Origin of the sequence: Catellatospora sp. TT07R-123, assembly GCF_018327705.1 — a bacterium.
Classification (GTDB): Bacteria; Actinomycetota; Actinomycetes; order Mycobacteriales; family Micromonosporaceae; genus Catellatospora.
The window spans coordinates 3,688,627-3,702,831 of the sequence record NZ_BNEM01000002.1 but is presented as its reverse complement, the minus strand read 5'-3'; the positions used below and the strand labels follow the sequence as shown (position 1 = coordinate 3,702,831).

The window sequence follows — 14,205 nt, the reverse complement described above, 5'->3', positions numbered from 1 at the left end:
GTGGTGAGGGGACGCAGACGCCCGGTGGAGCTGAGCGGAATGGCGCCTGGTCCCGGGATCTGAGTGCTGCCCATGTTGGGCGCGGTCCTGCTGGTGCCGCCATGTGGTCGACACACATGGCGGCTCAGGTGGGCGGGACGTTACTCGTCGGTAGCTTGAGCCGGAACGGGTCTGTGAAAAACTCCACGCCAGACTTAACGATGATTCAGTGCATCAGTGGTCGGCGGCAGGCTGAACCAGCTCGACGAGTACGCCGCCCGCGTCCTTCGGGTGCACGAAGTTGATCCGGGAGTTCGCGGTGCCGCGCCGGGGGGTCTCGTAGAGCAGGCGCATGCCGCGTTCGCGCAGGGCCGCGCAGGTCGCGTCGATGTCCACCACGGTGAAGGCGAGCTGCTGCATCCCGGGGCCGCTGCGGTCGAGGAACTTCCCGATGGCCGAATCGGGGCGCAGCGGAGCCAGCAGCTGGATGGCGCCGCCCTCCACGCCGGGGGCGACCTGCATCATCGCCTCGCGTACGCCCTGCTCCTCGTTGGTCTCCACGTGCACGCAGGTCATTCCGAACGTACCTTCGTAGAAGGCGATGGCGGTGTCGAGGTCCGGCACCGCGACGCCGACGTGATCGATGCGCTGCAGCCCGACGGAGAGCGATTTGACACTCTGTGACGAGGTCGACAGGGATGCTGGTTCGGTCATGCGGTTAGTCTGACCGAACCATCGTTAAGGCGGAACGTAATCCAGGCCACTCGGAGGGCTGTCACCATGACTTCTGTGATCGTCAGCGGCGCGCGTACGCCGATGGGCCGCCTGCTCGGCAATCTCAAGGACCTCTCCGCGACCCAGCTCGGCTCGGTCGCGATCAAGGCGGCGCTGGAGCGCGCCGGGGTCGCCCCCGAGCAGGTCCAGTACGTGATCATGGGCCAGGTGCTCCAGGCCGGCGGCGGCCAGATCACCGCCCGCCAGGCCGCCGTCGGCGCCGGCATCCCGATGAACGTCCCGGCCCTGACCGTGAACAAGGTCTGCCTGTCCGGCCTCGACGCGATCGCCCTGGCCGACCAGCTCATCCGCGCGGGCGAGTTCGACATCGTGGTCGCGGGCGGCATGGAGTCGATGACCAACGCCCCGCACCTGCTGATCGGCCAGCGCAACGGCTACAAGTACGGCGACGTCGTGATCAAGGACCACATGGCCCTCGACGGCCTCACCGACGCGTACGACCAGATCGCCATGGGCGAGTCGACCGAGAACCACAACAAGCGCTACGAGATCAGCCGCGAGGAGCAGGACGCCTTCGCCGCGGCCTCGCACCAGCGCGCCGCCGCCGCGCAGAAGAACGGGCACTTCGCCGAGGAGATCGCCCCGGTCACCATCCCGGCCCGCAAGGGCGACCCGATCGTGGTCAGCGAGGACGAGGGCGTACGCCCCGACACCACGCCGGAGACCCTGGCCAAGCTGCGCCCGGCCTTCGCCAAGGACGGCACCATCACCGCCGGTTCCTCCTCGCCCATCTCCGACGGCGCCGCCGCGGTCGTGGTCATGAGCAAGGCGAAGGCGCAGGAACTGGGCCTGACCTGGCTGGCCGAGATCGGCGCGCACGGCAACGTGGCCGGACCGGACAACTCGCTGCACGCCCAGCCCGCCAACGCGATCAAGCACGCGCTGGCCAAGGAGGGCCTGACCACGGTCGACCTCGACCTGGTCGAGATCAACGAGGCGTTCGCGGCCGTCGGCATCCAGTCCATGCGCGAGCTGGGCATCACCTCCGACATCGTCAACGTCAACGGCGGCGCCATCGCGCTGGGCCACCCGATCGGCATGTCCGGCGCCCGGCTGGCGCTGACCCTGGCGCTGGAGCTCAAGCGCCGCGGCGGCGGTGTCGGCGCGGCCGCGCTGTGCGGCGGCGGCGGCCAGGGCGACGCGCTGATCCTCAAGGTGGCTGCGTGAATCTCGGCTCGATCCCTGAGCTGCTCGAACGTGCCCGGGCCGGTGAGGCCCGGGCCGTCGCGCGTCTGATCACCCTCGTCGAGTCCGGGTCGCCGCACCTGCCCGAGATCGCGGCCGCGCTGGCCCCGACCGCCGGGGCGGCGATGGTCGTCGGCCTCACCGGGTCGCCCGGCGTGGGCAAGTCGACCACGACCAACGAGCTGGTCCGGACGCTGCGCGCCGCCGGCAAGCGGGTCGGGGTGCTGGCGGTCGACCCGTCCAGCCCGTACACCGGGGGTGCGATCCTCGGCGACCGGGTCCGGATGCAGGACCACGCCACCGACCCCGGCGTCTACATCCGGTCCATGTCCAGCCGGGGCCACCTCGGCGGACTGGCCGCCGCCACCCCGGCGGCGGTGCGGGTGCTGGCGGGGGTCGGCTGCGACGTCGTGCTCGTGGAGACCGTCGGCGTCGGCCAGGCCGAGGTCGAGATCGCCAGCCTCGCCGACACCACCCTGGTGCTGCTCGCCCCGGGCATGGGCGACGCGATCCAGGCGGTCAAGGCGGGCATCCTGGAGGTCGCCGACATCTTCGTGATCAACAAGGCCGACCGCGACGGCGCCGACGCGACGGTCCGCGACATCCAGGGCATGATCGCGCTGGGCGGCCCCGACCGGGGGCCGGGGAGCTGGCGGCCGCGCGTGGTCAAGGCGGTCGCGGCGAAGGCCGAGGGCATCGGCGACATCGTCGGCGCGGTCGAGGAGCACCGGGCCTGGCTGGCCGAGTCCGGCCGGTTGACGGTACGCCGCCGCGCCCGCGCCGCCGCCGAGATCGAGGCCCTGGCGCTGGGCAGCCTGCGCGCCCGCTTCGCCGACCTGCCCGGCACCAGCCTGGCCGACCTCGCCGACCACGTCGTGGCCGGCACGCTCGACCCGTACGCCGCCGCCGAGAAACTCCTCGACGAACTGGTCTAGCCGCGCCTTCCCCGCATCCACCGACCGCGCTTTCGCGGGACGGTGACATCGGCGTGCTCGCTGACGGTAATCGAGGTGAACCCGCGCGTCGATGGCGCAAATCAAAAGGTGAAGCGGCTTTCAGGGCGTGCTTGCCGGTCGCTAAGGTGTCGGGGCACGTAGGGCTTTGAAGGAGGCGTCGGTGACCGGTTGGACCGTCATGCTGCGGGGCATCCGGCACCGCTCCGGCCGCTCACTGGTGGTGCTGACGCTGTCCGCGTTCGCCACCGCGGCGGCGGTGCTCGCCCCGGCGTACGGGCGGGCGGCCCAGCAGTCGGTGCTCACCGACGCGCTCAGCGCCGCCCCGGCGACGGCCGCCGCGGTCACCGTCGGCGCTGACGGCAGCGCCGAGACCGCGCCCGCCGCGCACGAGCCGGTCGGCGACGCGCAGACCGTGATCGCCGCCGCGCTGGCCCGCGCCCCGCACCTGTCCGCGGTGCTGGGCAAGCCGGTCGGCGCGGTCAGCACCGACACCTCGCTGACCACCGGCGGCGGCCGGTTCGCGACCCGGCTGGCCTGGCGCCAGGGCGCCTGCGCCCACCTCAAGGTCACCGGCAGCTGCGCCATCGACGCCGAGCAGGTCGTGCTCAGCACCCGCTCGGCGGCCGACGCCGGGGTCGACGTCGGCGACAAGATCACGCTCAAGTCGGCGCAGGGCGGCGCCTCGCGCCAGTTCGAGGTCGCCGGCCTGTACACGCCGCTGGCGCCGGACGACCCGTACTGGGGCAACAACGGCTACTTCGCGTACGCCCAGTCCGGCGGGGACGGCGCGCCGCGCCTGGACGCGGTGTTCGCCGGGGCCGAGGACGACGTGCAGCTGTCCGACGCGGTGCCGGTCGCGCTGTCGCTGACGTACCCGCTGCGCGCGGAGCAGGTGCGCCTGGACGACGTCGCCGCCCTGCGCAACGAGCTCGGCGCGCTCGGGCTCGCCCTCAACGCCGGTGAGCTCCAGGTACAGACCGCGCTCCCGGCGATCGTCGACGACGCCGCCAAGGACCAGGACGCGCTGGCCCGTACCGTCCCGATCATCGCGGTGCCGCTGCTGCTGCTCGCGTTCGTGGTCCTGCTGCTGCTGGTCGCGGCACTTACCGAGGAGCGCGGCCCGGAGCTGGCGCTGGCCCGGCTGCGCGGCTACGGCAGCGGCGGCACGGTCCGGTTCGGCCTCGGCGAGACGCTGCTGCTGATCCTGGTCGGCGCCCCGATCGGCCTGGCCGCCGGGCTGGGCGCGGTCGAGCTGGCCGCGCGGACCGTGCTCGCCGACGGCGTACACGTCGAGCCGCGCTGGCCGGTGTTCGCCGCCGCCGCGGGCGGCCTGGTGCTGGCCTGCGCCGCCGCCTGGCTGGCGGCCCGTGCCACGCTGCGCCGCCCGGTGCTCGGCCTGCTGCGCCGGGTGCCCGAGCGCCGCAACTGGCGGGCCGGGGCGCTGGAAGGCGTCGTGGTGGCGCTGGCCGTCGCCTCGCTGGCCGCCGCGCTCCAGGACCGCGCCGCCCCGCTGGCGCTGCTCGCCCCGGCCGCACTGGCCGTCGTGGCCGGGCTGCTCGCCGGGCGCCTGCTCGCGTTGTGGGCCAAGCTGCGGCTCGGCCTGGCCCGGCGCCGGGGCTCGGTGTCCGTGCTGCTCGCCTCGGCGCAGCTGTCGCGGCGACCTGGCGCGGGCCGTACCGCCGCGGTGCTGACCGCGGCCGTGGCCCTGCTCGCGTTCTCCGCCACCGCCTGGGACGTCGCCGCCGACGCCCGCGCCCAGCGCGCCGACGACGCCGTGGGCGCCCCGACGGTCTACGCCGTCGCCGCCGACCACCCGCAGGCGCTGGTCGACGCGCTGGCCCAGGCCGACCCGTCCGGCCGTTCGATGGCCGTGGTGCGCACCGACGAGCTCTACAACAACCAGCGCGTCGAGCTGATCGGCGTGCAGTCGCAGAAGCTGCCCGCCGTGGCGATCTGGCGCGGGCACGACGAGACCGCGTTGTCCACGCTGGCCGGGTCGCTGCGCGGCCAGGCGGGCGCGCCCGCGACCGTCGGCGGTGCGATCACGCTGCGCCTGGGCGCGGTGCTGCCCGAACCGGAGCAGCCCCCCGGCGGCACCGGCACCGGCACGGGCACGGGCACCGGCACCGGTACGCAGACCGGCACCGAGACGACCGAGCCCCCGGCCGACAGCGGCTCCCGCATCGGCGTGGTGCTGTCCGCGCCCGGCGAGCCGCCGACGGTGCAGTGGCTGGGCCGCCTCAAACAGGGCGTGCACGACTACACCGCCAGCGCCGCGGCCTGTGCCGACGGCGGCTGCCGCCTGGTCGGCCTGGCCGTGGGCCGCGTCCCCGGGACCAGCGGGCCGGTGCAGGCCACGCTGACCGTGCACGAGATCCGCTCCGCCGGCAAGGACGTCGCGGTACGCATGACCGACGCCGCCGCCTGGCACTTCCTGGTCGACCGCACGCCCAACGCCAAGGTGCGCGTCACCGCCGGGGAGCAGCTGAAACTGGCCGTCGACTCCAGTGACCAGGGCGACGTGCTGGTGTCGTACGCCGACACGCCCGCCGCGCTGCCCGCGGTGCTGGCCGGGGCCGCCCCGAGCAGCGACGATCCGACCACGTTCGACCTGCCCGGGTTCGCCGAGGCGCCGCAGGCGTTCACGGTGCTGGAACAGGCGGCCGTGCTGCCCCGCGCCGGCGACCACGGCCTGCTGTTCGACCTCGACCTCGCGGTGCGCGCCGCCTCGGTCACCCAGGGCCTGGCCGACGCCACCGACCTGCGCTACGAGGTGTGGGCGGCCAAGGACGCCCCGGCCGACCTGGCCGTCAAGCTGGCCGGCTCCGGGGTACGGGTGCTGCGCACCGAGACCGTCCCGGACGAGCTGGACCGGCTGGGCCGCCGCGCCCCGGCGCTCGGGCTGCGGCTGTACCTGCTCGCGGGCATCGCCGCGGCGCTGCTGGCGCTGGGCGTGCTGGCCCTGGGCACCCGCCTGGGCAACCGCGAGCGGCGCACCGAACTGGCCGCGCTGCGCGTCACCGGCGTACGCCCGGCGACCCTGCGCCAGGGCCTGCGCCGCGAGCGGCTGGCCATGCTCGGCCTGCCGCTGGTGCTCGGAGCCGCCGTCGGGGTGGCCGCCGCGGCACTGATGCTGCCCGGCATCCCCCTGGTCACCGTCGGCACCACCGGCACCCCGCAGCTGGCCGCCGACGTCCTCGGCACGCTCGTGCCGAGCCTGGCACCCGACGCGCTGCCGCTGGCCCTGGCCGGCGGGGTGCTGGTGCTGGTCGTCGCGGTGCTGCGCGGCGGCCGCCTGGTCAAGCGGGCAACCCCCGACCTGATTCGAGGAGGCGGCCGGTGAACGGCACCGTCAGCTGTCGCGGCCTGGTCTACATCTACCGGCTGGAGGGGTACGACGTCGTCGCCCTCGGCGGGGTGGACCTGGACATCGCGCCCGGCGAGTCCGTGGCGCTGCTCGGGCCGTCCGGCTCCGGCAAGTCCACGCTGCTGTCCCTGCTCGCGGGCCTGATCCGGCCTGCGGCCGGGCGCGCCGGCGTCGGCGACACCGACCTGGCCAAGGCCACCGAGGCCGAGCTCGCCAGGATGCGCGCCACCGAGGTCGGCGTGGTGCTGCAGGGCGCCGAGCGCAACCTGCTGCCGTACCTGACCGCCGAGCAGAACGTGCGGTTCGCCCAGCGCGCCGCCCGCAGCCACGGCGCCACCGACCTGCCCCAGCCGCGCGACGTGCTCGCCCTGGTGGGCCTGCTCGGCGTACGCGGAAGGCTGCGCCAGCGCCCGTCCGAGCTGGCCCCCGGCGAGCGGCAGCGGCTGGCCCTGGCCGTCGCGCTGGCCCACAAGCCGGGCATCCTGCTCGCCGACGAGCCCACCAGCCAGCTCGACTCCCGCGCCCGCGACGAGGTCATCGCCGCGCTCGAAGGCGTACGCCGCAACGGCACCACCGTCGTCGTGGTCACCCACGACCCCGCGGTGGCCGCCGGGATGACCCGCCAGGTCACCATCCGCGACGGCCGCGTCGGCGGCGAGGGCAGCCAGGGCGAGGAGTTCGCGGTCGTCGGCCGCGACGGCGCCGTGCACCTGCCGCCGGACGTGCTCGCCCTGCTGCCGCCCGGCACCCGCGTCCGGGTCCACCCGCGCCCCGACGGCACCGTGCTGCTCGCCGCCGCCACCGCGCGCCCCGAGTACGACCACGCCGACGACCACCCGCGCCACGCGCAGCCGACCCACTACGCCCGCGAGGTGGCCTGATGAGCCGGACCCTGCTCGCCGACCGGATCACCGTCACCTACGGCCGCGACCGCGACTACGCGGTGCTGCGCGAGGTCAGCGCCGCCGCCGTGCCCGGCCGCATCCTGGCCGTCACCGGCGCGTCCGGGGCGGGCAAGACGACGCTGCTGTGGGCGCTGGCCGGGCTGATCCAGCCGGCCGAGGGCCGGATCACGCTCGACGGCGGGCCGCTGGGCGACCGCGACCAGGCCGTCTCCGCCGGAGTCGTGCTGATGCCGCAGCACAACGGGCTCGCCCCGACGCTGACCGCCGAGGAGAACATCCAGGTGGCGCTGATCTCGACGGGCATGCGCGCCGGGGACGCGCGGCGGGCCACCACCGAGGCGCTGGAGCGGGTCGGGCTGTCCGGGCAGGCCGAGCAGCTGGTCGAGGAGCTGTCCGGCGGGCAGCAGCAGCGTACGGCGATCGCGCGCGGCCTGGCCCTGCGCGGCGCGGTCGTGCTGGCCGACGAGGTCACCAGCGAACTCGACGCCGCCAACCGCCAGCTGGTGCTGAACCTGCTGCGAGCCGAGGCGGACCGGGGCGCGGCGGTCGTCTTCGCCACCCACGACCCCCAGGCCGCCGCCGCCTGCGACGACGAACTCCACCTCGTCGACGGCCACGCCACCGCCCCCACCCGCTGACCCACCCCACCCGCTGACCCACCCCGCCCGCCGCGGTGGGCCGCGTCGCCGCCAAGATCACCGTCTGCGGTCAGAATCCGCCCTCTGTGGCCACGATCTGACCGGAACTGACGATCACGCGGGAGACCGCTGCTTTCCGCGTGGGGAGGAGGCGGCATGCGTCGCATGTGGACGGATCGGCTCGCTACGATGATTAGTCGGGGTAGTCGATGAAGTGGCGACGGGGCCGCACCGCGATGATCCGCACGATGTCGTGTACTTCCGGCGGCATCCAGGCGACGATCCGAGCCGCGAGGCCCCGGGCCAGATCTTCCTGCGGGCCTGCCCGCCCTCCGTGCGGGCGAAGTTCTTCGCGGTGCTGGTGGCGGTGGCGAAGGCTCCGCCGCACCGGTTCGCCGGCGGCGGGTTGTGGGAGGCGATGCACGGAGAGATGACCGGGTGGCATGAGATGCGCGTCGACGGCCCGAAGCCGGGCGGCGGGCACGGCCGTCATCACTACCGCCTGTTCTGCCTGATCGACCTGGACGCGACCGGCCGGGACAAGCCGCTCCTGGTCGTGGTGGCCGGGGTGATGAAGGCGGTGGCCACCAGGCTCACCGATGCGGACTACGCGGTGTGCCTCGTCTGGGGGCCGAATACCGTGCGCGGAATCCGCGTTCGCTGGGGTGAGGTTCACGCCGCCGGAGCGAACCGGGTCCTGGTCTCCGGCGTCGGTCTGCCGGTGCGGAGCGCGTCGGTGACGGCGCGGCGCTCGTCCTCGGGCATCGGTTCGAGGCGGATCCGCAGGCCCAGGGCGGCGGCGACTTCAGCGAGGGTGCCGATGGTGGGGTTCGGGCTGGTCGCCGAGAGCAGTCGCCGGACCACGGCAGGCTCGGCGCCGATCGCTCGGGCTAGTTCGGCCTTGTTGATCCGGGCGGACTCGCGCGCCTCCTCCAGCGCATTGACCAGTGCATCGATGGTGGAGATGCGTACGGACTCGGTGAGGTAGGCGCGCAGGAACTCGGGGTCGTCCAGGTTGTCGGTGAGGTCGTCCCAGAACGCGCTGCTCACAGCTGCCTCCGTGGTGGGGTGCGTAGCATAAATGCTACGCACCCCACTCTGCTGCGGCAAGGATGATCGGCGTCTGCGGTCCGTTTGTGCTTGCTGAGGCCGTGGAATGGCCGGAGACGGCGATCTTGCTCCCAAGGTCGCCGGCTCCGGTCAGGTCGCGCGGTGAGTCGCGGTGGTCAGCGGGAGTAGGTCTCGAATTCGTAGAGGGAGTAGCCGTAGGTGGTGCCGCGTTTGACGCCCTGCATGCGGACGTAGCGGGCGGAGACGGGGGCGAAGACGTCGTTGTCGGTGCCGCCGTTGCCGCTGCTCGTGGACCAGACGGTGGTCCAGGTGGTGCCGTTGGTGGAGACGTCGATGCGGTACTGCAGGCCGTACGCCGCCTCCCAGCGCAGCAGCACCCGCCCGACGGACTTCGCACTGCCCAGGTCGACCGTGATGCTCTGGTTGTCACTGGACGAGCTGGCCCAGCGCGACGTCGGGCTGCCGTCGACCGCGTTGCCCGCCGGATAGAACAGCTGGGTGCTGCTCACCGACACCGAGCGCCCCTGCGCCAGGTTGCTGATGTCCTGGCCGCGAGCGGCCGGGAACGACACCACCTGCTGGTATGTCGGTCGGTTCTGCCACGCCGTCAGCGGCGAGGTGATGCCGCCGAGCGGGGACTGCAGGATCGCGTCGGCGCACCACTGGTCGCCCGCGGCGCAGTGGTCGTCGCCGGGGTAGACCGCGGTCGCGGCCTGGCCGTTCGCGCCGGCCAGGGTCGACAGCAGCATGTCCCGGCAGGCGCTGAGCACGCCGCCGCCGCAGTACGTCCGCCCGAGGCCCCCGGCGACCGGGTCGCCGAGCACGGCGCGGATGTCCTTGTCGACGTACCCCCACCAGCCGTGCTGGAACGAGGAGCCCTTGTGGGCCTGGGCCTCGTTGAGCGAGGTCGGGTAGCTGGAGGTGTCGCCGGTCTGGCCGCCCGAGGGCGACTCGTTGATCTGGATGGTGTCGACGAGCGTCTGGTAGAGCTGGTCGCCGAGGCCGGACTTGAACTCGCCCCGGACCAGCAGCGGCCACCACGCGTCGAAGATGCGGATCGCGTCGGCGTGGGCGTACGCCTTCGAACCGGCCGCCGTCTCCTTGCGCGGGGCTCCGGCCTGCTGCCAGGCCTTGAGCTTGGCGACGGCGTCGGCCAGGGCCGGATCGGCGACGGGCTGGCTCTCCAGCACCCGGATCAGCTTGCCGAGCACCTTCCAGCCGCGCAGGTCGGTGGTCCCGGCGTTCTCGACGACGCGGACCAGGCCCGCCCGGTCGAACTTCTGGCCGCTCGCCACCGCCGCCTTGATCGGGGCGTCGAGCAGGTCGCCGCGGTGCACGGCGCCGAAGCTGAAGTCGCCGTCGGCGGCGCCGAAGTCGGCCGCCTGCTTGTTGTTCCAGCTGACGAAGTAGTCCTGGTTGACGCCCTGCGGGTGGGCCGAGGCCGGGATGTACGCGGCGGTGTTGGTCGCCGCGTCGTAGCCCTGCCACTCGTACGCCGCCTCGGCCTTCATCGGCAGGTTCGGGTTGGATCCGGCCGCGCGCACCGGGTTGAGGCCGGAGTCGAAGTACGCGGTGTCGGTGGCGTTGACGTAGAACCAGTTGAAGGCGTAGCCGACGGTGGCCGCGGCGGCGGCGAAGGCGGCGGGGGTGCCCATCGCGGCCGGGTCGTTGAACATCTGGAACCCGATCGCGGAGTCGGCCTCGTGCCGGTAGGTGGAGCGCAGCCGGGTGAACGCGTACGGCGCCCCGCCGACCTTGCCGCGCCAGGCGACCAGGCCCAGCTTCGTCCGGTACGTGACGATCTTGTATGACCCGGCGGCGGTCCCGTCGGCCGTGCTCGGCGTCCAGCTGTTGGTGTGCGACAGCTCCTCCATCGCGGTGCAGGTGCCGCGGTAGAGGTACTTGTTGCTGGTCAGGGTGGGGGCGGTGCCGTCGGTGGTGCACAGCGGCAGCGCGTACGCGTCGGTGATGTCGTGCCCCGACGAGGTGGCGCTCCACGCGTAGTCCTGGCCGCGGCCGAGCAGCACGTACAGGTTGATCCCGGCGAACGCGGCGCCGCGGGCGCTGATGCCCGGGCCCTGGAGCTCCTGCACCATCAGCAGCTGCGGGGAGAAGTAGCCGGTCTGCGGGCCGAACACGGCGACCGGGTGCCCGGTGGCCGAGTTCGCCGCCGAGATCACCGCCGCGTTGGACATGCCCCGGCTGGCCGGGCCGATGGTCAGGCTGCCCAGCGCGGCCGCCAGGTCTGAGTCGGCCGTGATCGAGCTGGTCGCCGAGCCGGTCTTGTTCGTGACCACCGGCTCGACGCTGACCGAGCCCGCGTCGGGCAGGACCACGCTCGGGGCGTCGTCGGCGGCGGCGCCGTAGGGGAAGCTCTGGCCGTTGTGGAGGGTCGTCACCGCCTCGGGGTCGTTGCGCGAGCGGAACGCGTTCCACACCGCGTCGCCCTCGGCGGCGCCGTAGCGGGCGCGGGCGGCGACCCGTACCAGCGCGGACTGGACCTCGTTGCCGCCGCCGCCGCCGAACAGGCCGCCGACCACGCCCGCGATGGCGATCAGGTCGGTCATGGTGAACTGCACCGGGCCGCCCGCGTTGGTGACCGCGTCGAGGTGCCCGGTCAGCACGTACTCCCCGGGGCAGTCGCGGTCGGCCATGCACTGGGCGATGTAGGCGTTGACGCCCGCGATGTAGTTGCTGACGTCGTCGTACAGCTGCTGGCCGCGGCTGCCCAGGTTGCGCAGCGCGTCCACCTGCGCCTGGAGGTCGGCCTCCTGGTACGGCGCGTTGCGCCAGACGCTCTGCTCCAGGTCGCGGTTGCCCTGGGCGCCGCCCGCGAACGGGGTCAGCGTGCCCCGCCCGACGTGGCGCATCAGGTCCATGGTGAACAGCCGGTCCTCGGCGCCCGCGAATCCGGCGCCGAACATGGTCCCGGCGCGGGTGGTCCCGGTGACGTGCGGGGTGCCGGTGGCTTTGTCGCGCACGACCGTGACGTCGGAGCGGGGCGAGTAGCTGCGCTCGACCTGCCCGGCGGGCACGCCGAACGACGAGTTGTTGAAGTACGCGGGGATCTGCTCGTCGGTGAGGCCGGCGTAGTTGTAGATCAGGTTCGCGTACTTGTCGAGCTGGTCGGCCGAGTGCGCGGGGCGGGTGCCGAACGCCTGGTGGCCGAGGATGTCGACGAGGGTGGCGTTGCCGTTCTGGCCGGGCGGCAGGATGTCGCCGCACTGCTCAAGGCAGTAGTCGTCGGGGGTGAGCACCGCGGCGGCGGCCGGGGCGGTGGGGACGAACGAGGCCAGGGCCGCGGTGACGGCCAGGGTCGAGGCGGCGGCGAGGGTGCGCCTGAGTCGGCGGTACGGCGATGACGCGCGTCGGGGCATGGGGGCGGACTTCCCTTCGGGCAAAGGGGGACGATGCGACGCACTTACATGAAGCAATTTCGTGTACCGCATGGTAACTAAAGATTGACCACTGTGAAAGAGCTCACATATCCCGGCGTGCTCGGTTGCCCGTGGCCTACTCAACGGTAGGAGTTGGCTTAGCGATCGTTCAGGACGGCGGGCTACGCTGTGCTCGGAAACCTGTGATCCAGGTATCAGACCAGGGAGGCCGTACGTGGACGCCGACGAGATCCAGGCAGGTCGCGAGCGCTGGCAGCAGCGCTACGACGGCGCGCGCAAGCGCAACGCCGACTTCACCACCCTCAGCGGCATGGAGGTCGACCCGCTGTACGGCCCGCCCGAGGGCGTCGCCTACCCGGGCTTCGAGCGCATCGGCTGGCCGGGCGAGTACCCGTTCACCCGAGGGCTGCACCCGACCGGCTACCGGGGCCGCGCCTGGACCATCCGCCAGTTCGCGGGCTTCGGCAACGCCCAGCAGACCAACGAGCGGTACAAGCTGATCCTCGGCTCGGGCGGCGGCGGCCTGTCGGTCGCCTTCGACATGCCGACCCTGATGGGCCGCGACTCCGACGACGCCCGCTCGCTGGGCGAGGTCGGCCACTGCGGCGTGGCCATCGACTCCGCGGCCGACATGGACGTGCTGTTCGACGGCATCAAGCTGCAGGACGTCACCACCTCGATGACGATCTCCGGCCCGGCCGTGCCGGTGTTCTGCATGTACCTGGTCGCCGCCGAGCGCCAGGGCGCCGACCTGGGCAGGCTCGACGGCACGCTCCAGACCGACATCTTCAAGGAGTACATCGCGCAGAAGGAGTGGCTGTTCGACCCCGAGCCGCACCTGCGCCTCATCGGCGACCTGATGGAGTACTGCGCGCACAACATCCCGAAGTACAAGCCGCTGTCGGTGTCGGGCTACCACATCCGCGAGGCGGGCGCGACGGCCGCGCAGGAGCTGGCGTACACGCTGGCCGACGGCTTCGGCTACGTCGAGCTGGGCCTGGCGCGCGGCCTGGACGTGAACGTCTTCGCCCCCGGCCTGTCCTTCTTCTTCGACGCGCACGTCGACTTCTTCGAGGAGATCGCGAAGTTCCGCGCCGCCCGCCGCATCTGGGCCCGCTGGATGCGCGACGTGTACGGCGCGACCAGCGACAAGGCCCAGTGGCTGCGGTTCCACACGCAGACCGCCGGCGTCTCGCTGACCGCCCAGCAGCCGGTCAACAACGTGGTGCGCACCGCGGTCGAGGCGCTGGCGGCGGTGCTCGGCGGCACGAACTCGCTGCACACCAACGCCCTGGACGAGACCCTCGCGCTGCCCACCGACGAGTCGGCCGAGATCGCGCTGCGTACCCAGCTGGTGCTGATGGAGGAGACCGGCGTCGTCAACGTCGCCGACCCGCTCGGCGGCTCCTGGTACGTCGAGGCGCTGACGGACCGGATCGAGGCCGAGGCGGAGGCGATCTTCGAGCGGATCCGCGAGCGAGGCTCGGACGGCACCATCACCTCGGGCATCCTGCGCGGCATCGAGGACGGCTGGTTCACCTCCGCCATCGCCGACTCGGCCTACACCTACCAGCGGGCGCTGGAGGACGGCATCAAGAAGATCGTCGGCGTCAACTGCCACACCGGCACCGTCGCCAAGGAGCTGGAGATCCTGCGCGTCTCGCACGAGGTCGAGCGCGAGCAGGTGAAGCTGCTCAAGGGCCGTAAGACCGATCGGGACCAGGGTGCGGTCGACGCCGCGATCAAGAAGATGATCGAGGTCGCGCGCACCGACGGCAACATGGTCCCGGCGATGCTGGACGCCTGCCGGGTCGAGGCGACCCTCGGCGAGATCTGCGACGCGCTGCGCGCGGAGTGGGGCGTCTACCGCGAGCCCGCCCGGTTCTGACCGGCGCGGAGACGGTGCGGCGC

At 73.0% G+C, this 14,205-nt stretch carries 10 protein-coding genes; 6 read left to right on the top strand and 4 right to left on the bottom strand.

Annotated elements, in window-relative coordinates; all coding sequences use genetic code 11:
* Window positions 1–213: 213 nt before the first annotated feature.
* A complete protein-coding gene (gene mce, locus Cs7R123_RS36295; RefSeq protein ID WP_212833358.1) occupies window positions 214–693 on the bottom strand; it encodes a methylmalonyl-CoA epimerase in 480 nt (159 codons plus the stop codon).
* Window positions 694–759: 66 nt separating this feature from the next.
* On the opposite strand from mce, the gene Cs7R123_RS36290 reads away from it, so the two are divergent.
* From Cs7R123_RS36290 to Cs7R123_RS36270, 5 genes are all read left to right on the top strand, one after another.
* Entirely contained in the window at window positions 760–1,941 is a 1,182-nt protein-coding gene (locus Cs7R123_RS36290) for an acetyl-CoA C-acetyltransferase (RefSeq protein WP_212833356.1), read from the top strand.
* Window positions 1,938–2,894 (top strand): methylmalonyl Co-A mutase-associated GTPase MeaB, encoded by a 957-nt coding sequence (gene meaB / locus Cs7R123_RS36285; protein WP_212833354.1) that lies wholly within the window; start codon window positions 1,938–1,940, stop codon window positions 2,892–2,894. The genes Cs7R123_RS36290 and meaB overlap by 4 nt, the downstream gene beginning before the upstream one ends.
* A 181-nt stretch (window positions 2,895–3,075) precedes the next feature.
* Entirely contained in the window at window positions 3,076–6,258 is a 3,183-nt protein-coding gene (locus Cs7R123_RS36280) for an FtsX-like permease family protein (RefSeq protein WP_212833352.1), read from the top strand.
* Complete coding sequence (locus Cs7R123_RS36275; RefSeq protein ID WP_212833350.1) at window positions 6,255–7,163, top strand: ABC transporter ATP-binding protein; 909 nt, start codon at window positions 6,255–6,257, stop codon at window positions 7,161–7,163. Before Cs7R123_RS36280 ends, Cs7R123_RS36275 begins: the two co-directional genes overlap by 4 nt.
* Window positions 7,163–7,825 (top strand): ABC transporter ATP-binding protein, encoded by a 663-nt coding sequence (locus tag Cs7R123_RS36270; RefSeq protein WP_212833349.1) that lies wholly within the window; start codon window positions 7,163–7,165, stop codon window positions 7,823–7,825. The genes Cs7R123_RS36275 and Cs7R123_RS36270 overlap by 1 nt, the downstream gene beginning before the upstream one ends.
* A gap of 193 nt (window positions 7,826–8,018) precedes the next feature.
* Here the strand turns inward: Cs7R123_RS36270 and Cs7R123_RS36265 are convergent, their stop codons facing one another.
* From Cs7R123_RS36265 to Cs7R123_RS36255, 3 genes are all read right to left on the bottom strand, one after another.
* Complete coding sequence (locus Cs7R123_RS36265) at window positions 8,019–8,501, bottom strand: hypothetical protein (RefSeq protein ID WP_212833348.1); 483 nt, start codon at window positions 8,499–8,501, stop codon at window positions 8,019–8,021.
* Entirely contained in the window at window positions 8,498–8,875 is a 378-nt protein-coding gene (locus Cs7R123_RS36260) for a DNA-binding protein (RefSeq protein ID WP_212833347.1), read from the bottom strand. Before Cs7R123_RS36260 ends, Cs7R123_RS36265 begins: the two co-directional genes overlap by 4 nt.
* 176 nt (window positions 8,876–9,051) lie before the next feature.
* A complete protein-coding gene (locus Cs7R123_RS36255; protein ID WP_212833346.1) occupies window positions 9,052–12,273 on the bottom strand; it encodes a penicillin acylase family protein in 3,222 nt (1,073 codons plus the stop codon).
* 235 nt (window positions 12,274–12,508) lie between these two features.
* On the opposite strand from Cs7R123_RS36255, the gene Cs7R123_RS36250 reads away from it, so the two are divergent.
* Complete coding sequence (locus Cs7R123_RS36250; protein WP_212833345.1) at window positions 12,509–14,182, top strand: methylmalonyl-CoA mutase; 1,674 nt, start codon at window positions 12,509–12,511, stop codon at window positions 14,180–14,182.
* Window positions 14,183–14,205: the final 23 nt, after the last annotated feature.